This is a genomic window from Novosphingobium sp., assembly GCF_965228995.1.
In the GTDB taxonomy this organism is placed as follows: domain Bacteria; phylum Pseudomonadota; class Alphaproteobacteria; order Sphingomonadales; family Sphingomonadaceae; genus Novosphingobium.
In genome coordinates, this window is record NZ_OZ245852.1 from 2,016,312 (window position 1) to 2,038,191 (window position 21,880).

The 21,880-nt window shown below is 66.2% G+C and carries 18 protein-coding genes; 12 read left to right on the top strand and 6 right to left on the bottom strand.

Annotated elements, in window-relative coordinates:
* Positions 1 to 303 precede the first annotated feature (303 nt).
* The 4 genes from recA to alaS all read left to right on the top strand — a co-directional run bounded on the left by recA (position 304) and on the right by alaS (position 5,906).
* Positions 304 to 1,374: a recombinase RecA gene (recA, locus tag ACO056_RS09490; protein ID WP_421855145.1), complete on the top strand. Its 1,071-nt coding sequence runs from the start codon at positions 304 to 306 to the stop codon at positions 1,372 to 1,374.
* 232 nt (positions 1,375 to 1,606) lie between these two features.
* Positions 1,607 to 2,233 carry a glutathione S-transferase family protein gene (locus ACO056_RS09495; RefSeq protein WP_421855148.1) on the top strand — a complete coding sequence of 209 codons (627 nt, stop codon included), beginning with the start codon at positions 1,607 to 1,609 and terminating at the stop codon, positions 2,231 to 2,233.
* Positions 2,234 to 2,290: 57 nt separating this feature from the next.
* The gene (locus tag ACO056_RS09500; RefSeq protein ID WP_421855151.1) at positions 2,291 to 3,115 is read left to right on the top strand and encodes a class I SAM-dependent methyltransferase; all 825 of its coding nucleotides are present in this window, start codon (positions 2,291 to 2,293) and stop codon (positions 3,113 to 3,115) included.
* A gap of 82 nt (positions 3,116 to 3,197) precedes the next feature.
* Positions 3,198 to 5,906, top strand: coding sequence for an alanine--tRNA ligase (gene alaS, locus ACO056_RS09505; RefSeq protein WP_421855154.1), 2,709 nt, complete (start codon positions 3,198 to 3,200; stop codon positions 5,904 to 5,906).
* Positions 5,907 to 5,919: 13 nt separating this feature from the next.
* Here the strand turns inward: alaS and ACO056_RS09510 are convergent, their stop codons facing one another.
* On the bottom strand, positions 5,920 to 6,714 hold the full coding sequence (locus ACO056_RS09510; RefSeq protein ID WP_421855157.1) for a hypothetical protein: 795 nt from the start codon (positions 6,712 to 6,714) through the stop codon (positions 5,920 to 5,922).
* A gap of 86 nt (positions 6,715 to 6,800) precedes the next feature.
* Positions 6,801 to 8,570, bottom strand: a complete 1,770-nt coding sequence (locus ACO056_RS09515; RefSeq protein WP_421855160.1) for a cation:proton antiporter — start codon at positions 8,568 to 8,570, stop codon at positions 6,801 to 6,803.
* A gap of 113 nt (positions 8,571 to 8,683) precedes the next feature.
* Here ACO056_RS09515 and ACO056_RS09520 point away from each other — a divergent pair, with 113 nt between their 5' ends.
* The 3 genes from ACO056_RS09520 to trxB all read left to right on the top strand — a co-directional run bounded on the left by ACO056_RS09520 (position 8,684) and on the right by trxB (position 12,717).
* Positions 8,684 to 10,717, top strand: a complete 2,034-nt coding sequence (locus ACO056_RS09520) for a S9 family peptidase (RefSeq protein ID WP_421855163.1) — start codon at positions 8,684 to 8,686, stop codon at positions 10,715 to 10,717.
* Between the two features lie 13 nt (positions 10,718 to 10,730).
* Positions 10,731 to 11,669 (top strand): glutaminase, encoded by a 939-nt coding sequence (locus ACO056_RS09525; RefSeq protein WP_421855166.1) that lies wholly within the window; start codon positions 10,731 to 10,733, stop codon positions 11,667 to 11,669.
* A gap of 76 nt (positions 11,670 to 11,745) precedes the next feature.
* Positions 11,746 to 12,717, top strand: coding sequence for a thioredoxin-disulfide reductase (gene trxB, locus ACO056_RS09530; protein ID WP_421855169.1), 972 nt, complete (start codon positions 11,746 to 11,748; stop codon positions 12,715 to 12,717).
* A 143-nt stretch (positions 12,718 to 12,860) separates the two neighbouring features.
* Here the strand turns inward: trxB and ACO056_RS09535 are convergent, their stop codons facing one another.
* Genes ACO056_RS09535 through ACO056_RS09550 form a run of 4 tightly spaced genes read right to left on the bottom strand, consistent with a single transcriptional unit; the run spans position 12,861 to position 15,678 of the window.
* Positions 12,861 to 13,637 carry a hydrolase 1, exosortase A system-associated gene (locus ACO056_RS09535; protein WP_421855172.1) on the bottom strand — a complete coding sequence of 259 codons (777 nt, stop codon included), beginning with the start codon at positions 13,635 to 13,637 and terminating at the stop codon, positions 12,861 to 12,863.
* Entirely contained in the window at positions 13,637 to 14,308 is a 672-nt protein-coding gene (locus tag ACO056_RS09540) for a hypothetical protein (RefSeq protein ID WP_421855175.1), read from the bottom strand. The genes ACO056_RS09535 and ACO056_RS09540 overlap by 1 nt, the downstream gene beginning before the upstream one ends.
* An 8-nt stretch (positions 14,309 to 14,316) precedes the next feature.
* Positions 14,317 to 14,586 (bottom strand): phosphopantetheine-binding protein, encoded by a 270-nt coding sequence (locus ACO056_RS09545; RefSeq protein ID WP_421855178.1) that lies wholly within the window; start codon positions 14,584 to 14,586, stop codon positions 14,317 to 14,319.
* Positions 14,587 to 14,622: 36 nt separating this feature from the next.
* Positions 14,623 to 15,678 (bottom strand): GNAT family N-acetyltransferase, encoded by a 1,056-nt coding sequence (locus tag ACO056_RS09550; protein ID WP_421855181.1) that lies wholly within the window; start codon positions 15,676 to 15,678, stop codon positions 14,623 to 14,625.
* Positions 15,679 to 15,713: 35 nt separating this feature from the next.
* Here ACO056_RS09550 and ACO056_RS09555 point away from each other — a divergent pair, with 35 nt between their 5' ends.
* The 5 genes from ACO056_RS09555 (at position 15,714) to ACO056_RS09575 (ending at position 21,878) form a co-directional block, all read left to right on the top strand.
* Positions 15,714 to 17,249, top strand: coding sequence for an acyl-CoA ligase (AMP-forming), exosortase A system-associated (locus ACO056_RS09555; RefSeq protein WP_421855184.1), 1,536 nt, complete (start codon positions 15,714 to 15,716; stop codon positions 17,247 to 17,249).
* Positions 17,250 to 17,252: 3 nt separating this feature from the next.
* Positions 17,253 to 18,488, top strand: coding sequence for a pyridoxal-dependent decarboxylase, exosortase A system-associated (locus ACO056_RS09560; protein WP_421855187.1), 1,236 nt, complete (start codon positions 17,253 to 17,255; stop codon positions 18,486 to 18,488).
* Positions 18,489 to 18,690: 202 nt separating this feature from the next.
* Positions 18,691 to 19,338, top strand: a complete 648-nt coding sequence (locus ACO056_RS09565; RefSeq protein ID WP_421855190.1) for an XrtA/PEP-CTERM system exopolysaccharide export protein — start codon at positions 18,691 to 18,693, stop codon at positions 19,336 to 19,338.
* Positions 19,339 to 19,351: 13 nt separating this feature from the next.
* Positions 19,352 to 20,869, top strand: a complete 1,518-nt coding sequence (locus ACO056_RS09570; RefSeq protein WP_421855193.1) for an XrtA system polysaccharide chain length determinant — start codon at positions 19,352 to 19,354, stop codon at positions 20,867 to 20,869.
* 16 nt (positions 20,870 to 20,885) lie between these two features.
* The gene (locus ACO056_RS09575) at positions 20,886 to 21,878 is read left to right on the top strand and encodes an AAA family ATPase (protein ID WP_421855195.1); all 993 of its coding nucleotides are present in this window, start codon (positions 20,886 to 20,888) and stop codon (positions 21,876 to 21,878) included.
* The last annotated feature ends 2 nt before the right edge of the window (positions 21,879 to 21,880 follow it).

Below are 21,880 nucleotides of genomic sequence, written 5' to 3' on the forward strand. Positions count from 1 at the left end.
TCAATCTGATGCGCATCGCGGGTAAGGCGGGCTCTGCAGACTGTATGGCGCGGGGACTGGATCAGCCCCGTCCGAATCAGGCTTCCCCGGAATATTTTTGCTCCGTTTAGGCAGTATCTTCGCGGCGGAGCCCGCGGAACTGATTTTTCGAGCAGAAATTCCTTAGGAAAATCCGCAATGTGGGGCCAAATGCTCCCCATCTTGCGAGCAATATCGTTCCCCTCTTGTTCCAACAGAACAAACTGGGTACAAGGCTGGTGTTGACGGTTCAGGTCAGCCATCTCTAGCAAGGGGAAGCAAGCCATGGCGGCACAGTTGAAGCTTATCCAGGAAGGCAAAGACAAGGACATGGATCGTCAGAAAGCGCTCGATGCAGCGCTCGCGCAGATTGACAAGGCCTTCGGCAAGGGTTCGGCCATGCGGCTGGGATCGAAGGAAACGATGCAGGTTGAGGCGATCTCGACCGGCTCGCTCGGGCTCGACATCGCACTCGGCGTCGGCGGGTTGCCGCGCGGCCGCGTGATCGAAATCTATGGGCCGGAAAGCTCGGGCAAGACTACGCTCGCGCTCCACGTGATTGCAGAGGCGCAGAAGGGCGGCGGCACCGCGGCCTTCGTCGATGCCGAACACGCGCTCGATCCGGTCTACGCCAAGAAGCTCGGTGTCAACATCGATGAGCTGATCGTCTCGCAGCCCGATACCGGCGAGCAGGCGCTGGAGATCGTCGATACGCTGGTGCGTTCGAACGCGATCGACGTGCTGGTGGTCGATTCGGTCGCCGCGCTCGTCCCCCGGGCCGAGATCGAGGGCGAGATGGGTGACAGCCACGTCGGCCTCCAGGCGCGCCTCATGTCGCAAAGCTTGCGCAAGCTGACCGGCTCGATCAGCCGCTCGCGCTGCATGGTGATTTTCATCAACCAGCTGCGCATGAAGATCGGCGTGATGTACGGCAATCCCGAAACGACGACGGGCGGCAACGCGCTCAAGTTCTATGCCTCGGTCCGCCTCGACATCCGCCGCACCGGCCAGATCAAGGACCGTGACGATATCGTGGGCAACGCCACCCGCGTGAAAGTCGTCAAGAACAAGGTCGCTCCGCCGTTCAAGCAGGTCGAGTTCGACATCATGTACGGCGAGGGTATTTCGAAGATCGGCGAAATTCTCGATCTCGGCGTCAAGGCCGGGGTCGTCGAGAAGTCGGGCGCGTGGTTCAGCTACGATTCAATCCGGATCGGGCAAGGCCGTGAAAACGCCAAGAACTACCTGCGCGAAAATCGTGAACTTTGCGACAAGTTGGAAGCCGCGATCCGCGGCCAGACCGACAAGGTCGCCGAAGGTCTGATGGCGGGTCCGGACGCGGACGACGACATCTGATCCTTCAGGCGGCGGGGGCACCCCTTTCCCCCCGCACCTCGCCGCCAGTCCAAAGGCCGGCGCGTTCCCCGGAAGGAACGCGCCGGTTTTTCTTTGGGGCAAAAGGGGCGTTCCCCGAAAGGAGCACAGCATCGGATCGGGGATTGCAGCCAGCGCTTTCGCGTCCGGGAGAAAACACCTAGCGTAGGGATAATGACCGGCGCCGGCCGGCTCCGCTCGGAAAGGAAACCTGATGTCGATCGTTCTTCACCACCTCAACAACAGCCGTTCACAGCGCATTCTCTGGCTGCTGGAAGAGCTGGAGGTTCCCTATGAACTGAAGATCTACCAGCGCGATGCGGAAACCAATCTCGCGCCGGCGGAGCTCAAGGCGGTGCACCCGCTCGGCAAGTCGCCGCTGCTCGAGGTTGATGGCCGGGTGATCGAGGAATCGGGCGCTATCGTGCAGTATCTTTGCGATACCCACGGCCATGGCAAGTGGCAGCCCGCCCCGGGCACCGACGATGCGCTGCGGCATAGCGAACTGATGCACTTCGCCGAAGGCTCAGCGATGACGCCGATCCTACTCAACCTCTACGTCTCGCGCCTTGGCGAAGCGGGCGCGCCGCTGCGGCCGCGCATTGACGAGCAGCTCGCTGCGCATTTCGGCTATCTTGAGCAGATTCTCAGACCCTCGGGCCACTTCATCGGCGACGACTGGACCGGGGCGGACGTGATGCTGAGCTTCCCCGCCGAAGTCGTGGTGATGCAGGGCATGAGCGCGGCCTATCCCAAGCTCGCCGCCTTCGTCGCTGCGATCCATGCTCGGCCAGCATGGCAGGCCGCGCGGGCGAAGGGCGGGCCCTATTTCGCAACCTGAGCAGATTTCCCGCAATATCACTTGCTGCTTGGAGCACCCGCGCATAGCCTGCATGGCATGACGGGTGCGCAAGAGTGGCAGGGCCGGGTCGGCCAGAACTGGGCGGCAGAGTGGGAGCGGACCGACCGCAGCTTTGCCGCGCTCACGCCATACTTGCTCGAGGCCATTGCGGCCGAGCCCGGCAAGCGGGTTATCGATATCGGCTGCGGCGCGGGCGAGCTTTCTCTGGCCGTTGCCTCGGCGCGCCCCGCTGCCGAGGTGACCGGGGTGGATATCTCCGAGGAATTGGTCGAGGCGGCGCGACATCGCGCTGCGGGGCTTGCCAATCTGTCATTCACCGTGGCGGACGCGTCCGAATGGGAGGCCGAAGGCGCGGCGCCCGATCTCTATGTCTCGCGCCACGGGGTGATGTTCTTTACCGACCCGCCCGCTGCTTTCGCTCACATGTCCGCGAAGGCCGCGCCGGGCGCACGCATCGTGTTTTCGTGCTTCAGGCCGGCTGCGGAAAATCCTTGGGCGATGGACATCGCGCGGTTGCTGCCGCCGGGGAAACCTGCGCCGGCGATCGATTTCCCGCCTGGGCCCTTTGCCTTTGCCGATCCCGATCACGCGCGCCGCTGCCTTAAAGGCTGGCGCGATATCGAATTCAAGCCGCTCGATTTTGCCTATGTCGCCGGATCGGGAAGCAATCCCGTGGCGGATGCGCTCTCGTTTTTCAGCCGGATCGGTCCTGCTGCGGCTGCGATCCGCATCCTGCCCGATCAGGCGCGCGCGGCCTTCGAGCGGGGCCTGCTTGAACTCGTGCAGTCCCGCCATGTCGGCGGCCGGGTGTGCTTTCCGGCGGCTGCCTGGCTGGTGACGGCGACCGCCGACAACCAGTGAAGACCCGCGACATGGGGACAAGCGCGCCGGGATAGCTGAAACGTGCTTGTTCCGCGCCGAACGCTCGCCTAATCGGCTTTTTATGACTTCGACCAACGAAATCCGCCGGTCCTTCCTCGACTACTTCGGCGCTGCCGGGCACGAGATCGTGCCTTCCGCGCCGCTGGTGCCGTTCAACGACCCGACGCTCATGTTCACCAACGCGGGCATGGTCCCGTTCAAGAACGTGTTCACCGGGCTCGAGACGCGCGCGACCAAGCGGGCCACCTCCTCGCAGAAGTGCGTGCGCGCCGGCGGCAAGCACAATGATCTCGACAACGTGGGCTACACCGCGCGCCACCACACGTTCTTCGAGATGCTCGGCAATTTCTCGTTCGGCGATTACTTCAAGGAACAGGCGATCACCCATGCCTGGACCCTGCTGACGCGCGAGTGGGGCCTGGCCAAGGACAAACTGCTCGTCACGGTCTACCACACCGATGACGAAGCGTTCGACCTGTGGAAGAAGATCGCGGGGCTTTCTGACGACCGTATTATCCGCATCCCGACTTCGGACAATTTCTGGTCGATGGGCGATACCGGCCCCTGCGGACCGTGCTCGGAAATCTTCTACGACCATGGCGACCATATCTTCGGCGGGCCGCCGGGCTCGGCGGACGAGGATGGCGACCGGTTCATCGAGATCTGGAACCTCGTGTTCATGCAGTTCGAGCAGTCGGCCGATGGTACGCGTTCGAACCTGCCGAGCCCGAGCATCGATACGGGCATGGGCATCGAGCGCATTGCTGCTGTGCTGCAGGGCCAGCATGACAACTACGATACCGACACGTTCCGCGCGCTGATTGCGGCCTCGGAGAGCCTGACCGGCACCCGGGCCGAGGGCGAAAGCCGCGCGAGCCACCGGGTGATTGCGGACCACCTGCGTTCCTCAAGCTTCCTGCTGGCTGACGGCGTCCTGCCGTCGAACGAAGGCCGCGGCTACGTGCTGCGGCGGATCATGCGCCGCGCGATGCGCCATGCGCATTTGCTGGGCGCGAAAGAGCCCCTGATGCACCGGCTGGTGGGCTCGCTCGTCACCGAAATGGGGCAGGCGTTCCCCGAACTCGGCCGCGCGCAGCCGCTGGTGGAAGAGACCCTGCTGCGCGAGGAAGTGCAGTTCCGCCGCACGCTGGCGAACGGGCTCAAGCTGCTCGACGAGGAAGTTGCGAACTTGCGGCTCCGGCAATTCGTTCAGTCTAAGCCCAATTCGCCCGCGATTTCGTCATTGCTATTGCAGGAAAAAATTACCTTACCCGGTGCGACTGCGTTCAAGCTCTACGATACATATGGTTTTCCCTATGATCTCACCGAAGATGCTCTGCGGGCACAGGGCATCTCCGTCGACCGCGCCGGGTTCGAGGCAGCGATGGCGCAGCAGAAGGCAGCGGCGCGCGCGGCGTGGAAGGGCTCGGGCCAGACCGCCGACAGCGAAGTGTGGTTCGACATTGCCGAGCGCGAGGGCGCCACCGAGTTCACCGGCTATACCGCCAGTATCGGCGAGGGCGTGGTGGTTGCGCTGGTGAAGGACGGCAAGGAAGTGGCGGAGGCCCATGCGGGCGAAGCAGTGACCGTGCTGACCAACCAGACGCCATTCTACGGCGAAAGCGGCGGGCAGATGGGCGATGCCGGCACGATCAGCACGGTCGAGGGCCTGCGCATCGCCGTGAGCGATACGGCCAAGCCGCTCGGCCGGCTGCATGCGCATATCGGCACTGTGGAAGCCGGTTCGGTCAAGGTGGGTGATGCTGTGCAACTCGCCATCGACGTCGCGCGGCGCGATGCCACGCGTGCGAACCATTCGGCGACGCACTTGCTGCACCAGGCGCTGCGCAACCGGCTCGGCGCGCATGTGACGCAGAAGGGCTCGATGGTTTCAGCCGACCGGCTACGCTTCGATTTTTCGCAGCCGACCGCGCTGACTGCGGACGATATCGCCGCGATCGAGGCTGAAGTGAACGCGGAGATCCGCGCGAATGCGCCGGTGACGACGCGTTTGATGACTCCCGAAGATGCGATTGCGGCGGGTGCGATGGCGCTGTTCGGCGAGAAGTATGGCGACGAAGTGCGCGTGCTGAGCATGGGCACCGCGTCAGGCGATGCGCCTTATTCGGTCGAGCTGTGTGGCGGCACCCATGTGCGCGCGCTGGGCGATATCGGGGTGCTCAGGATCGTCAGCGAAGGCGCGGTATCTTCCGGCATTCGGCGCATCGAGGCGCTGACGGGCGAGGGCGCACGCGCCTGGCTCGTGAGCCGCGAGGAAGCGCTGAAGCGTGCCGCGGGCCTTCTGCGCACGACGCCCGATGACGTGGAAGCCCGGGTCGGCGCGCTGCTCGATGAGCGGCGCAAGCTGGAGCGCGAACTGGCCGAAGCAAAGAAGGCGCTCGCGCTAGGCGGCGGCGGGGCCAAGGCCGAAAGCGCGGACGAGAAGGTGGGCGACGTCACGTTCTCCGGGCAGGTGCTGGAAGGGCTCGATCCCAAGGAATTGCGCGGGCTGCTGGATCAGGCCAAGACCCGCATGGGTTCGGGCGTTGCGGTGATCGTCGCGGTCAACGAAGGCAAGGCGAGCATCGCCGCGGCGGTGACCGAGGATCTCGTTGGCAAAGTCAGCGCGGTAGATCTGGTGCGCGCGGGCGTCGAGGCGCTCGGCGGCAAGGGCGGCGGCGGCCGGCCCGACATGGCGCAGGGCGGCGGTCCCGATGGCAGCAAAGCGGCCGATGCGATTGCGGCGGTGAAGGGCGTGCTCGCGGGCTGAACCGGCGGACCGCTCAGGTAGCGGTCAGCAGCCAGTCCGTGAAATGCAGCCACGCCGGGCTTGATGCGACGGGTGTGCGCAGAAGTTCGCCGGTGACCAGCGCGGCAAGGCCGATGATCCAGGCTGGATGGGGCTTTCCGCGCGTGCGCCAATCATGGACCATGCCCGCGACGATCACCAGATTAGACAGCATGACCGGCACCAGCGTGGCATTCACGGGCAGCGGCGGCTGCATGCCCGGGCGCATGCCGGGGCCGAAGCCGACGAAGATCGTGAAGAACACCCGCGCCAGCGCCGCGCCGAGCAGGGACGCAGTGGCGACGAAGATAAGCCGCCGGTGCCAGTCGCTCTGCTTCACCCGGATCATGGCGAAACCCATGAGGAGCGGGAACGCGGCCATCGCGAACAGCGGCACGATCAGGAAACGGCGCGCGGCATCGCCATAGACCGTGACCTCCCGGGCAAAGCCGCGCACCGCGAGCGCCGTACCAACTGCGACCATCATGCTGGCCAGCGCAACCCCGAAGAGACCCCATGCCCGGTGGTTGCGATAGCGGCGCTGCTCGATCAGCCAGCTTTGGACGAGGAGCAGCAGCACCCAGGTGGTGAACAGCAGCCCGTGAAGGTGCATGAGCGGTGTGCCGATGAACGTGCCGACGGGCACCTGCAGCCAATATGTCGGCACGAACCCGCCAATGCCGATGAGCGCGCAGGCGGCAGCAAGCCAGACAAAGAAGCGCGCGTCGCGGCTTTCGAGTTCGCCGCGGGGGAGTGTAGCCGGACCTGCATTCTGCGCCACGCTGCTCACGGCCTGCACCTCCCCATATGCAGGAAGAATGCACCCCCGGCAGTCCTCCTGCAACCAATTGGTTTACCGTCAGCCGCGCGGGCGGTTCAGGTACGGTCCCGCAATCCCGCTGCTTTCAGGCGGGGTTTCTGTTCCAGACCGCCGCCCAGCATGATCGCCTCGCGCAGTTCGTCGCGCATTTCGTGGATCGATGCGATGACCGGGCCGAGCGGGATGCCGACGTCCACAAGCACGGCTTCGGAGAGCTGGAGCGAGCTTTCGAGCGTCTCGGGCACGGCTTCGCTGGCACCGGCGCGGTAAAGTTCCGCCGCGTGATCGGCATCGCGGGCGCGCACGATGATGCGCAGATCCGGGTGTGCAGCGCGGATGCGGCGGACAGTGCGGCTGACGAGGACCGGTTCGTCCATGGTGACGATGACCGCGCGCGCAGACTCGAGGTGGAGCTTTTCGAGCAGGGACGCATTGGCGACATTGCCGTAGATCACCGGATCACCGGCGCTGCGGGCCTGTGCGACAAGCGCGGGATCAGCATCGAGTGCAAGCCAGGGCACGTCGTGCCGCGCGAGCATCGCGCCGACGAGGCGACCGACGCGGCCATAGCCGAACACGAGTGCCTGCCCGGTCGCATCGTCGGGGGTGGCAGCGGTCGGTGCTTCGCCCGGGCGGTCCACCGCATTGGCGATGCGGCGACCGACCATCGCGAGCAGCGGCGTAAGCGTGAGGCCGAGCGCGGTGACGATCTGCCAGAACTGCGCATTCTCGTGGCTGATGAGCCCTGCGGCGGCGGCTGCGGTCAACACGATCAGGGTGGTTTCGGACGGGGAGGCGAGGAGCAGGCCGACCTCGGCCGCGACCCCCCGGCTTGCGCCACCCACACGCAGCAGCAGGGCAGTGACGATCGCCTTGGCAGCGAGCACGGCTGCGACGCCAAGTGCAATCTGGCCCAGCTGGCGCCAGATCTCGCCCACGTCGATGCTCATGCCGACGGTGATCAGGAACACCCCCAGCGCGAGGCCCTTGAACGGCGCGGTGAGCGCCTCGACCTCGCGCGAGTAGTCGGTCTCGGCAATGAGGAGACCGGCGAGTAGCGCCCCCATGATCGGTGAGAGGCCTGCACCGGCGGTGGCAAGTGCGGCGGCGATCACCACGAGGAGGCTGAAGGCGAGGAAGAGTTCCGGGCTCTTGGTGCGCGCGGCGCTGGCGAAGAGGCGGGGCAGGAGGAAGCGGCCAAGCGTGAGCATCACCGCAATAATGATTGCGCCGCGCCAGAGCGTGGCAATGAGGTCAGCGCCGCTCTCGCCGCCCGGGCCGAACGCGCCGAGGACGAAGATGATCGGGACGAGCGCGATATCCTCAAGCAGCAACATGGCCAGCGCGCGGCGGCCGACCGGGCTTTGCGTGCCGGCGATGGGCAGGACCAGCGCTGTGGAGGACAGCGCCAGCGCAATGCCGAGCCCGGCAGCGGCGGGGACATCGTAATGCATGGCGACCAGCACGAGCGTTAGCAGTGCGGCCGAGATCAGGAGCTTTGTCGCGCCAAGGCCGAAGACTTGTGCGCGCATGCTCCACAGCCGGCCGAACGAGAGTTCGAGGCCGATCTCGAACAGCAGGAGGATCACGCCGAGTTCGGCGAAGGGGGCAATCGCTTCGGGCCGGGTGATCGTGAAATAGTAGAGCGAAGGAAACTGGCCGACGAGGCGCCCCAGGCCGAACGGACCGACCAGCACGCCGACGAGGATGAAGCCGATCACGGGCGTGATGCGCGCGCGGGCAAAGGCGGGAATGACGATGCCCGCCGCGCCGAGAACGACGAGCACATCGCTCATCGAGGTATTGAATTCGAGATGTCCGGCCATGATGACCACCCTAGCCGGATAGCCCGTAATGTCATGGGAATAAGGTGCCGATTGCTTGCGCCGTAATGGTGTGGTTAGTCATGCACATAATTCGGATTCTTGGGGGAATATCAATGGCAGTGACGGCGTGGCGCAAGGGTTTGGGCTGGGGCTTGGCGGCCTGTGCAATCGCTGGCGCGCTGCCGGCAATGGCCGAGGGAAGCGCGGCTCCTGCCCGTCATCCCGTCACCATCGATGATGTTCTGGCGCTGCGCTCGCTATCCGGGCTCGATTGCGCGCACGATGGCAAGCAGGCGGTCTATGTGGTGAGCGAGGCCGATCTCAAGGCCGACAAACGGCGCAGCGCGCTGTGGCTTGCAGACCTGGCCGGCGGTGCGCCGCTGCAACTGACGAGCGGCGAGGATAGCGCGAGTGCGCCCTCGTTCAGCCCCGATGGCAAGTCGATCGCCTTCCTTTCCAAGCGCGGGAAGGACAAGCTGGCGCAGATCTGGCTGCTCGACCGGCGCGGCGGCGAGGCAACCAAGCTGACCGATGTGAAGGGCGATATCGCCGGCTTCCGCTGGTCTCCCGATGCCAGGACACTGCTGCTGGCAATCAGCGATCCCGCGCCCGAGCCGCCGAAGGACGATCCGGAACGGCCGCTGCCGGTGGTGGTGGGTGATGTGAAGTTCAAGCAGGACGGCGTCGGCTTCATCACGGCGGACGCGCATGCACATCTTGCCCTGTTCGATGTGGCGGCGCGCACCGAGACGCGGCTGACCGCTTCGGACGCGTTCGATGTGGGCCCTGCCGAGTGGTCACCCGATGGCAAGTCCATTGCCTATATCACTGATCATACGGCAGATTTGGCCGGCCTTGGTGCCCAGTGGCTGACTGTGATCGAAGCGCGCGCGGGTGCCGCACCGAAGGTCGTGGCGAAGCTCAATGGTGCGCCCGGGCAGGCGCTGGTGTGGTCTGCGGATGGCACGAAGATCACGCATCTGGTGGGGCCGGGCGGCAAGGTTGACCAGTATGGCCAGCCGCATCTGGCCGAGACCGTGGTGGCCAGCGGGGCAACCCGGATCCTGCCTGCAACGGCGGGGATCTTCGTCAGCGCGCCGGTGGACCTCGGGGCTGGGCAAATCGGCGTGGTGCTTGCAGAAGACCGGCATGAAGTGCCCGCAGTGGTCGATGCCAAGGGCGCCTTGCGTCGGCTGAATGACGGCACGCTTTCGGTGCTGGCGCAGTGCGCAGCGGGAGTACCCGCGGCGGCGCGCGCCGTGGTTGCCAGCGGCGACGGAAAGCCGGCCGAGCTTTATGCGCTTGATGCCAAGGGCGGGCTCAAGCTGTTGACATCGCACAACAAGGCGGTGGCGGACCGGGTCGCCTGGGGCAAGGTGGAGGACTATGCGGCGACAGCCAAGGACGGCAACGAAGTCCATGGCCTGATGCTGCGCCCGGCGAGCATCGCAGCCGGAGCCAAGGTGCCGACCCTATTGTGGATCCACGGCGGGCCTAACGCGCAAGATATCCACGCGGTCGATGGCTACAGCATGATCGCCGATTTGCTGGCGGCGCAGGGCTACGCGGTGCTGATGCCCAACTATCGCGGCTCTTCGGGCCGGGGCGATGCCTATGCCCAGGCGATTGCGGCGGACTGGGGCCAGAAGGACGTAGCTGATCTCCATGCCTCGCTCGATTGGGCGGTGGCGCAGGGCTTTGCCGATCCGGCGCGGCTGGGCGCGGGCGGGTGGAGCTATGGCGGCATCCTCACCGATTATTTGATCGTGCGCGACAACCGCCTGAGGGCGGCGTTCAGCGGCGCGGGCGAGGGCAACATCTTCGCGCTGTTCGGCGTGGACCAGTATGTCCAGCAATACACGCAGGAGCTCGGCACGCCGTGGAAGGAGCCCGAGCTGTGGACGCGGCTTTCGGAGCCGCTGCTGCATGCCGACCGGATCAAGACGCCGACACTGTTCATGGGCGGCATGGCTGACGACAACGTGCCGCTGATCGGCGGGCAGCAATTGTATGAGGCGCTCAAGATCACCGGCGTGCCGACGCGGCTGGTCGGCTATCCGGAGCAGAACCACGGCATCGCACGGCCCAGCTTCCAGCGCGACCGGCTGGAGCGGATTGTCGACTGGTTCAAGCAGCATCTGAACTGAGGCCGGCAAGCCCATGGCGGATATTGCCTCCATCGTAGCCGAGATCGCGCAGGAAATGCGCGGCGCGGACGATCGGGGGCGGGTGGCTGACTATATCGCGCCGCTCGCCTGCGTCTCACCCGACCGGTTCGGGATGGCGGTGGTGATGGCAGATGGCACGGTGCATCTGGGCGGCGATGCCGAGGAGCCGTTTTCGATCCAGTCGGTGTCCAAGGTCTTTTCGCTGACGCTGGCGCTTGGCATGGTGGGTGATGCGTTGTGGCAGCGGGTGGGGCGCGAGCCTTCAGGCAGCGCATTCAACTCCATCGTGCAGCTGGAAACCGAGCATGGCATCCCGCGCAATCCGTTCATTAATGCGGGTGCCATCGTGGTGGCCGATGTGCTGCTGGCCGGCGGCACCCCGGCCGAGGCGATTGCGGGCGTGTTGCGCTTTGTCCGTGCGCTCGCGGGCGATGACGCAATCACGATCGATGCCGAAGTGGCGGCGGCGGAACTGGCGACCGGCTATCGCAACATGGCGCTGGCCAACTACATGCGTTCATTCGGCAACCTGCAGCATCCGGTCGAGCAGGCGCTGGGGGTTTATTTCCACCAATGTTCGCTTGCCATGAGCTGCCGGCAACTCGCCATGGCGGGGCGCTTTCTGGCGCATGACGGGCGCGATCCGGCAACCGGGCGGTGCATCGTAACCCCCCAGCGCGCGCGGCGGATCAACGCGCTGATGATGCTGTGCGGGCACTATGACAATTCAGGCGAGTTTGCCTTCCGCGTCGGCCTGCCGGGTAAATCGGGCGTGGGCGGCGGCATTCTGGCGGTGGTGCCGGGGACGGCGAGCATCGCGGTGTGGTCGCCCGGCCTGACGGCCAAGGGCAATTCGCAGCTTGGCGCGCTGGCGCTGGAACGTCTGGCGGCGCGGACCGGGTGGTCGGTGTTTGAGGCCTGCCACAGCTAATTCTGGGAATAGCCCCTGAGCGGGACTCGTATTCCGCGAAGGTGCGCCCTATTTCCCGCTCCCATTGGAGGATTTCATGGCTACCACGCACAAGACCCGCATGCTGATCATCGGTTCCGGCCCGGCCGGGCTTTCCGCCGCCATCTATGGCGCGCGCGCGGGGATGGAGCCGATCGTGGTGCAGGGCCTGCAGCCCGGCGGACAGCTGACGATCACGACCGATGTCGAGAACTATCCCGGCTTTCGCGACGTGATCCAGGGGCCGTGGCTGATGCAGGAAATGCAGGCGCAGGCCGAACATGTCGGCACGCGGATGCTGTGGGACACGATCACCGAAGTGAGCCTCGACGGCCCGCCGTTCCGCGCGCACGGCGATAGCGGCGACGTCTATGAAGGCGAGGTGCTGGTGATCGCAACGGGCGCGCAGGCGCGGTGGCTGGGTGTGCCGGGCGAGCAGGAATTCGGCGGAAAGGGCGTCTCGGCCTGCGCGACGTGTGATGGGTTCTTCTATCGCGGCAAGAAGGTAGTGGTCATCGGCGGCGGCAATACTGCGGTCGAGGAAGCGCTCTACCTCACCAACCATTCGCCCGAAGTGACGCTGATCCACCGCCGCGACAGTCTGCGTGCGGAGAAGATCCTGCAGGACCGCCTGATGAGCAATCCGCGCATCAAGGTGCTGTGGAACAAGGCCGTTACGCGCTTTACCGGCGTGGCGGGCGGTGTGCTGGAAGCGGTCCAACTCGTTGATACGGTTACGGGCGAGGAATCGTCGCTCGCGACTGACGGCGCATTCGTGGCGATCGGCCATGCGCCTGCGACCGAGTTGTTCAAGGGCAAGCTGGAGCTTGATGAGAGCGGCTATATCGTGGTGCAGCCGGGCACGCCCAAGACGGCGATCCCGGGCGTGTTCGCCTGCGGCGATGTGATGGACCACACTTATCGTCAGGCCGTGACTGCGGCAGGAACAGGATGCATGGCTGCTCTCGATGCCGAGCGGTTCCTGGCCGAGCATGCCTTTGCCGCGGCGCAGGCTGTGGCGGCGGAGTAGGCTGCCAAGGTCCGGCTTGGCTGCACGATCTTACTCCTCGTCATTGCGAGCGTAGCGAAGCAATCCAGAGCGCCATGCACAGCCGCTCTGGATTGCTTCGCTATGCTCGCAATGACGAAGGTGGGTATTAGCGGGCCAATCGCTCAGCGCACCGCTTCGAGGATACGCTCAAGCAACCAGCCTTGCGCTTCGTCCCCGGCAAAGCTGTGGCCACTGCTGGCGTGGCGCTGGATACGCGGATCGTCTTTCGGCCAGACGGCCTCGAACATCTGCGCGGTGCGGTCTCCGGCGGCGAGGAGGATCGTGACGGGGCCGGCGAAGCGAACGAGGCTGGCCGCCAGGCTATCAACGAGCGAGGATTCCACCGGGGCCGAGGCAGCCTGCCTCAACCCGCGCGCCAGCTTGGCGAGGTTTACGCCGCCGGTGAGGAGGCGCAGCACTTCGCGCGGATTGGCGAGCTTTGCGAGGTAGCGCTGGCGCAGCGCAGCGGGTGGGGCGGCCTCGGCCTCATCTGCTTCCAGCGTCCACGGATTGGCGAGGATAAGGCCATCGAGGCCGAGATCGGCGGCGTGGAGCATCAGCGCCGCGGCGGCGTCGCAATTACCGAAGGCGATCACGCGGCGCAGCGTGGGCACGGCGGCGCGGAAGGCGGCGAGGGCGGCGGCGATATCCTCGCGGGTGTGCTGGAAGCCGGGATCGCTGCCTTCGCTTTCGCCGACGCCGCGGCGGTCGTAGCGGAAGACGGGAACGCCGCTGGCGGCAAGGCGCGCTGCGATGCGGGCCTGACCGCCCCAGCTGCCGGAGCGAACTTCACGCCCGCCCGAAACGAGCAGCACGCCGGTGGAGCCGGTGGCGGCTTCCATATCGAGCGTGCCGACAAGCGTGTCAGCGCCGCAGGAGAAGGTGAGGTGGCGGCGCATCAGCCCCCCTCATCCAGAGCGATGATCCTGGCGAGATTGGCCGATTGGGCGGAATCTTCGCCCGGCTCGCTGCGGAGCCACAAGGCGCTGCCGCCAAGGTTGGCTTGCCGGAGAACCACTTGCCCCTCATCCTGCGGGACGGCGGCGTCGAGCCCGGCGACGAGCGCCGCGGACAGGCGGTAGCCCGCGAGTTCAAGGCCGTGGTTGCGGCCGTGTTCGAGCAGATCGGTGCTGCTTTCCTCGCGTCCGGCTTCCTTGGCGGAGAGCACACGGGCGCGCAGGAGTTGGCGCAGGATCGAGCTCCCCTTTTGCGGTTCGAGCACCCACCCGGGGAGGCTGGTTGGAAACACTAGTGCGCCCCCGCGGACCGCGAGGACATGGGTCGCGGCAAAGTGGCGCGCGGCGGCGGCCATGGCATCGCGCCAGCTGCCGAGGCTTTGCGCGGAGAAGGCTTGGCCGCTTTCGTTGCAGCCGGGGAGATCGGGGAGCATCGAATCGACGCCGAGACCGTCGAGCTCGCGCTGGGTTTCGATCAGCATGCGCCGCGTGCGGTTCATTTCCTCAAACAACGGGGGCACGATCAGCAGGCGTCCAGCACGCCCGCGATCGAAGACCACAGCGTATTCATCGGCAATGCCGGAGGGACCGGGACAAGGCCAGGTTGCCGGCATGCGCGCGCTCAGGCCTCGCCGCGCTTGGCGCGGATGAAGGCGAGGAGATCGCCATAGGTGCCGAGCATCTCGCCATCGACTTCATCGTCGTCGATCACGATGTCGAATCGGTCTTCGATTTCGGTGAGAAGGCCCGCGACAGCCATCGAATCGAGTTCGGGCAAGGCGCCAAACAAGCCGCTTTCCGCCGTCAAAGCCGCAGCGCGCGCGGCGCCGAGGCCGAGCACATCGTTCAGCAGGCTGCGCAGGTCGGTGTCGGTCTGATCGATCGAAGTCACAGGTAAGGCCTTGTTACAAAAAGAGAGGGGCGCGGTTTAGCCAGCGGCCTGCGGGGAAACAAGCGCGGGCTGGGGGCGCGGGGTGCGCATCCGGCGCTTGACGGCGCTGGCGGCGAGGCGGGCGAGCGCGGGCCAGTGGCCGACAGCGGCGGGGCGATAGAACCGAAGCGCGAAGCGGGGGCGCTGCGCCTCCATCCAGTCGCGCTTGTAGGGATCGTTGCCGGTGCCGAAATCGACGGTGTGGACGCGGTCCTCGTCGATCACGTGGCGCAGCAGGGCGGCGGTCAGCAGCGTGCCGGGGGAATGGGCGCGCTGCGCTTCATCGTGCGCCAGCTTGTGGATCCACGCGGTGCCGCCCTCGACGGTCCAGAACTGTGCGGCGACGGGCTCGCCGTCGATCTCGGCGATGCCCATGCGCAGCGCACCGGCGGCGCTCTCGGCCTCGGCGAAGGCGCGCAGGAACGCCGGATTGCCTTCCTCGGGCTTCCAGCTCCGGGCGTAGATCGCTTCATATGCAGCCCAATCGGCTGCGCTGAAGGCAGTTTCGATGCGCAGGGTGACTTTGCCGCGCGCGGTCTTGCGGCGGACGGTTTCGCGCAGCTGCCCTGGGCGCGTGGCCCAGTATTCGGCGAAACTGCGGCCCTTGAGCTCGAGGATATGATTGGTGTCGCAAGGTTCGGCGACGCCGATCCAGCCGGCAGCGCGGAAGGCGGTGGCAAGGGCCGTGGCCTCGGTTTCGGGCATGGGCGAAAGCTGGACTGCGCCGCTTGAGGCAAGGCTGCGTGCCAGCGCTTCGAAGAGCTCTGGCGCGCGTGGGGGATCGTTGATCAGCGGGCGGACGAAGAAGCTGTACCAGGTGCCGAGCGGGGCAGCACCGCCGGGCCCCTCGCGGAACGGCAGGGCCGCGAGCGCATCGCCGTCGCGCGCGATGGCAAGCTTGCAGGGGGCATCGGGAAAGCAATGCGCGGCAAGGAGCGCAAGCCAGTCCAGTCGGTCGAACGGCGCGCTGATGGGCGAGCGGCCGAGCAGCGCAGCGAGCGCCGGGTCGGCTTGCGCTTCCCGCAAATCAGCGTGATAGACCGTTACGCCCAAGACTTCGTTCCTGCCTTCGCATCCGAGAGAGCCGCTTGCCTGCAGCGCCCGATCCTACCATCCATCCGCTCGACCACCTCGCGCTCAGAGGACGGCCGGATGCGGCGGCGCTTGTCTTCAGGACCCACACGCTTAGCTACGAGGCGTTAAATCGGCGTTTAGGACAACTTGCGGCGTGGCTTGCGGCGGAAGTGCCGGAGCCAGGCGCCCGCGTGGCCACATGGCTGCCCAAGAGCGAGCTGGCCTGCCTGATGCCCTTGGCGGCGGTGCGCGCGGGGCTGGTGCATGTGCCGGTGAACCCGCTGCTCAAGCGCGGACAAGTGGCGCATATCTTTGCCGATAGCGGCGCGCGGCTGCTGATTTCGAACGCGGGGCGGCTTTCCACGCTGGAGGCCGGCGATCTCGCCGAAGCGGCGGCGCTGGAGGAAAGCGCAGTATGGGCGGCTGCGGAAGCGCTGGAGCCGCTCGGGCCATCGCATGCCGCACCGGATGATCTGGCGGCGATCCTTTATACCAGCGGTTCGACCGGGCGGCCCAAAGGCGTGATGCTGAGCCATGCGAACCTTTGGCTCGGCGCAGTGAGCGTGGCGCATTATCTTGGCGTGGGCGAGGACGACCGGGTGCTGGCCGTGCTGCCGCTGGCGTTCGACTACGGGCAGAACCAGCTGCTTTCGACATGGTACGCGGGCGGCGCGGTGGTGCCGCTCGATTATCTGATGCCGCGCGATGTGATCAAGGCAGTGGAGCGCCACGAGGTGACGACGATTGCTGCGGTGCCGCCACTCTGGCTGCAGCTGACCGAGCTCGATTGGCCCGAAGCGGTTGCGGCTAGGCTGAAGCGGCTGACCAATAGCGGGGGCGCGCTGACCGAGCCTTTGGTGCGCGCACTGCGGGCGCGGTTTCCGGCGGCGCGCCTGTTCCCGATGTATGGGCTGACCGAGGCGTTTCGCTCGACTTATCTCGATCCGGCGATGGTCGATGCGCATCCCACCTCGATTGGTACGGCGATCCCGTTTGCCGAGGTGATGGTGGTGGCGGACGACGGGCGCGAGGCCGGGCCGGACGAGGAAGGCGAGCTTGTCCATGCCGGGCCGCTGGTAGCGCAGGGTTATTGGCGCGATGCCGAGCGGACGGCGGAGCGGTTCAGGCCGGCGCCGGCGTTTTCGCGGATGGGCGGCATGGCGGTGTGGTCTGGCGACCGGGTCCGGCGCGATGCGGCGGGGCTGCTCCATTTCGCCGGGCGGCGCGATGCGATGATCAAGACGTCCGGTAACCGCGTAAGCCCGCAGGAAGTGGAGGATGCCGCGCTTGCGACCGGGCTCGTGGCGGAGGCGGTCGCGCTTGGAATCCCCGATCCGGCGCTGGGGCAGGCGATCCACCTTGTGGCGCGGGCGAGGGGCGATGCGGCCGAGGCCGAGGCGGCGCTGCCCGCTGCGCTGGCGCGCGAACTGCCCGGTTTCATGGTGCCGCGAGTGATCCATTGGCGCGAGGAGCTGCCGCTCAGCCCCAATGGAAAGCTCGACCGGACGGGTCTTTACCAGGAATTATCGGCCGCCGTGCCAAAGGGCTGAGCCATGAAGCCGCTTGGCCCCATTCCGCCCGGATTTGCCGCGATCGATGGCGTGCTTGCCATCGGCGGGCGCAAGGCGTCCGATCTGGTGGCAGAGGCAGGCTCACCGCTGTTCGTCTATGATGCAGGGCTGTTGTCGGCCCGGGTGGCCACGCTGCGCGCGGCGCTGCCGGAGCGGCTGGGGCTGCACTATGCGATGAAGGCCAATCCCTTTGCGCCGGTGCTCCGCCATATGGCGGGCCTCGTCGACGGGTTTGACATAGCTTCGGGCGGCGAACTGCTCTTGGCGGAGGCCGCAGGCGTGCCGGCAGAGCGCATCAGCTTTGCCGGCCCCGGCAAGCGCGATGCGGACCTTGAGGCGGCGATTGCGCGCGGGGTGACGCTTAACCTTGAATCTGCGCGCGAGGCGGAGCGGGCGCTGGCCATCGGTGAGCGGCTGGGCCGCGCACCAAGGCTGGCAATTCGGGTCAATCCCGATTTCGATCTCAAGGGATCGGGGATGAAAATGGGCGGCGGGGCCAAGCCCTTTGGTGTCGATGCGGCGCAAGTGCCTGCGCTGGCGCGGCGGATCATCGCTGCGGGTGCGACTTGGCGGGGCTTTCACATTTACGCCGGGAGCCAGACACTTGATGCCGCCGCGATTGCCGAGATGCAGGCGGCGACTGTGGCGCTGGCAGCGCGGCTGGCAGAGGAAAGCGGAGTGGCACTGCCAGCCTGCAACCTCGGCGGCGGGTTTGGCATTCCCTATTTTCCTGGCGACGAAGCGCTTGATCTTGCAGCGGTAGGGGACGCCCTGGGCGCGCAGTTTGCCGCCTTGCCGGAGGTGCTGAAAGAGACCGCGTTCTGCATCGAACTGGGGCGCTATCTCGTTGGCGAGGCAGGGGTTTATCTGACCCGGATCATCGATCGCAAGGAAAGCCATGGCGAGGTCTTCCTTGTTACCGATGGCGGACTGCATCACCAGCTGGCGGCGAGCGGAAACTTCGGGACGGTGGTGCGGCGCAACTATCCGAGCGCGATAGCCACCCGGTATGGCGCCCCGGTGGAGGAGACGGCGAGCATCGTCGGCTGCCTGTGTACGCCGCTTGACCGGCTGGCCGACAAGGGCGGTTTCCCGCGCGCCGATGAAGGCGATCTCGTCGCGATCTTTTGCGCGGGTGCCTATGGGGCGAGTGCGAGCCCGCTGCACTTCCTCGGACACGGTCCGGCAGCTGAATGGCTGGTTAACGCAAGCCTCTGATTTTTAGGTATTAACCTTTACCCGGTGCGCCGTCCCGTAACGGGACTTTGGCGGAAATGCGCTTGTGCAGACCGCGCCATGCGCATCAGGACTAACGGTATCTTCACCCTTTTTGGCGATAGCTCGGAAGTGATGGGAGGTCCCCGTGGTCCCGCTGCGGGACGAATGGGACAGCCAACCCAGAGCGCGCAAAGGACGGTCAATGCCCAAGAATACGCGTATCTCCAGCCTGCTGGCCTTTGCGGCTACGCTGAGCCTGCTGCTCGGCGGCTGCGCAGGCGGGGCCGGCGGCGCGCAATTGCCGCCCGCTTCGTTCGTGGCGCTGCAGGAAGGCCCGGGCGAGGAATACGTGATCGGGCCGCTTGACGATCTCACCATCTTCGTGTGGCGCAACCCCGAGCTTGGTGCATCGGTGCAGGTGCGTCCGGATGGGCGCATCACCACGCCGCTGATCACCGACATGCCGGCCGTGGGCAAGACGCCCTCGATGCTGGCCGAGGACATCAAGCTTCAGCTTTCGCAGTACATTCAGGAACCGATCGTCTCGGTTATCGTCAACAAGTTCTCCGGCACGTTCAGCCAGCAGGTGCGGATTGTCGGCGCGACCAGCAAGCCGGCCTCGATCCCATACCGCGCCAACATGACGCTGCTCGATGCGATGATCGCGGTGGGCGGCCTTTCCGAATACGCGGCCGGTAACAAGGCACGGCTGGTGCGCTTCGACAAGCAGACCGGAAAGCAGAAGGAATACAGCGTGCGGATCGGAGATCTGCTGCGCAAGGGCGATACGCGCGCGAATGTCATGCTGATGCCGGGTGATGTGATCATCATTCCCGAAAGCACGTTCTGAGGATGCCCGCGCAATGACGAGCATCTACGAAGAAGTGCGCATCGCACTCTACGGCATCTGGCACCGGCGCTGGTTGGCGCTGGGCGCTACGTGGCTGGTCTGCCTGCTCGGCTGGCTGGTCGTGGCGACAGTGCCCAACACTTACGAATCCAAGGCACGCATCTTCGTCCAGATCGACGATGTGCTTTCGGACCAGATCGGCATCGGCGGGGACCGCAAGCGCGATATCGAGCGAGTGCGCCAGACGCTGACCAGCTCGGTCAACTTGTCCAAGGTCGTCCGCGCGACTCGGCTGGGCGACAAGGTGACCTCCGACAAGCAGATGGAAGCGGCGGTCGCTGCGCTGGCCAAGAACGTCAAGGTGGTGAGCCAGCAGGACAACCTGTTCGAGATCACTGCCTATTCGGGCAGCAAGGCCTATTCCGACGTCCAGAACTCCAAGCTGGCGCAGGACATCGTGCAGAAGATGATCGACATCTTCCGCGAGGAGAACCTGGCGGGCGGACGCGGTGAAATGAGCGACACGCTGGCCTTCATGGACCAGCAGCTGGCCGACCGGCAGAAGGATCTCGAGGCCGCAGAGCAGAAGCGCCAGGCGTTCGAGGCCAAGAATGCCGAAATGATGCCGGGCAACGGCTCGCTGTCGAGCAAGATCGAGGGCGCACGGGCCGAGCTGCGCGGAGTGGAATCCGATCTCCTTGCGGCGCAGAGCGCGCTGGCCTCGATCCGCGGCCAGCTCTCCGGCACGCCGCCCACGATCGTGATGCCGGGCGCGAGCGGCGGTGCGCGCGGCTCGCTGGCGCAGGCGCAGGCCGACCTCAGCGCGCTCAAGGCGCGCGGGCTGACCGACAGCCACCCGGATGTGATCGCCATGAAGGCGCAAGTTGCTTCGCTGCAGCGTGCGGCGGCGGGCGAGGTCGGGCCGGGCGGCATGCCGAACCCCGCCTATTCCTCGCTCCAGTCGATAAAGGCGGACCGTGAGGCGAGCCTCGTCGCGCTGCAATCGCGCCGCGGTTCGCTGACCCAGGAAATCGCCGAGCTCACCGGCCGCCAGTACAGCGAGCCCGGCCTTGCCGCCGAGGCCTCTCGCATCAACCGTGACTACGACGTGCTCAAGGAGCAGTACGACAAGCTGCTGCGCGACCGCGAGCAGCTGCGGCTGCGCGGGCAGGTCGAGACCGAGCGCAATGCGGTGAAGTTCGAAGTGATCGATCCGCCGACGACGCCGCGCGCGCCTTCAGCGCCGGACCGGCCGATGCTCCTGTGCCTCGTGCTTATCGTGGGCGTGGCGGCGGGCTGCGGCAGTGCCTTCGCCGTGGGCCAGCTGCGCTCGACCTACGCGACGACCGGGCAGCTCGAACGTGCGACCGGAATGCCGGTGGTCGGCTCTGTCACGCTGACGCTGACGCGCCGTGCGCGGGCGCAATACTGGCGCCAGCTCAAGTGGTTTGCCGGCGGCATCGCCAGCCTCGCCTTCGTGCTTGTCGTGCTGTTGGCGGTCGAATTCATGAAACGCGGCATGGTCGCCTGAGGGAACGGAAAAGATCATGACCGAACAGAGCAAGATCCCGGTTCCCAAGGATACATCCGAGGCGCGCTCGCTGATCGAGCGGGCGGCGGGAACGTTCGATTTGCGTGCCTTCCAGGCGCCGGTCGCGCCCAAGCTGCCCGAGCCGCGCGAGCCGGCTCCGGTCACTTCCGAAGCGGCAGAACCAGCCGAGCCGGTGCAGCGTGCAGCCCCGCCTGCGCGCCCGAGCTTTGCGCCGCCGGCGTTCGATGGCATTCCGGCGCGGCAGGCGTTTCGCGGCACGTTCCATCCCGTTGATCGCAAGCACCTGCGCGAACAGTGCCTGATCGAACCCGAGGGTCCGGTGACGGGCCTGCTCGAGGAGTTCCGCATCGTGAAGCGCCAGCTCCTGATGACGGCAGCGGAATCGCGCGCCGGGCGGGGGGCTCCGCTTGGCGAGCGCATTCTCGTGTGTTCGTCGCATCCGGGTGAGGGCAAGACGTTCTGCGCGGTCAATCTCGCGCTGTCGATGGCAGCGGAGAAGGACACCGAAGTGCTGCTCGTCGATGCCGATTTCGCCAAGCCCAGCGTGCTCTCCGCGCTCGGCCTGCCGGGCGGACGCGGGCTGATGGACGCGCTGGCCGATCCTGAGATCGCGGTCGAGGACTGCATCATCGGGACTGACATCGCCGGCCTGTTCGTGCTGCCTGCAGGCAATTCGACCGGGCATGACACCGAACACCTTGCCTCTGCCTATACCGCGCAGGTTCTGGACCGGCTGACGTCGCAGTCGCCCAATCGCATCGTGATCTTCGATAGCCCGCCGGTGCTCGCGGCCTCGCCCGCTTCTGAACTGGCGCACCATGTCGGCCAGGCGCTGATGGTGGTGCGTGCCGACCTGACCGGGGAGGCCGCGCTGCGCGATGCGGTGAGCATCCTTGCAGGCTGCGAGGACATCAAGCTGCTGCTCAATTGCACACGATTCTCGCCCACCGGACGCCGCTTCGGCACCTATTACGGGTACAAGGAATGACC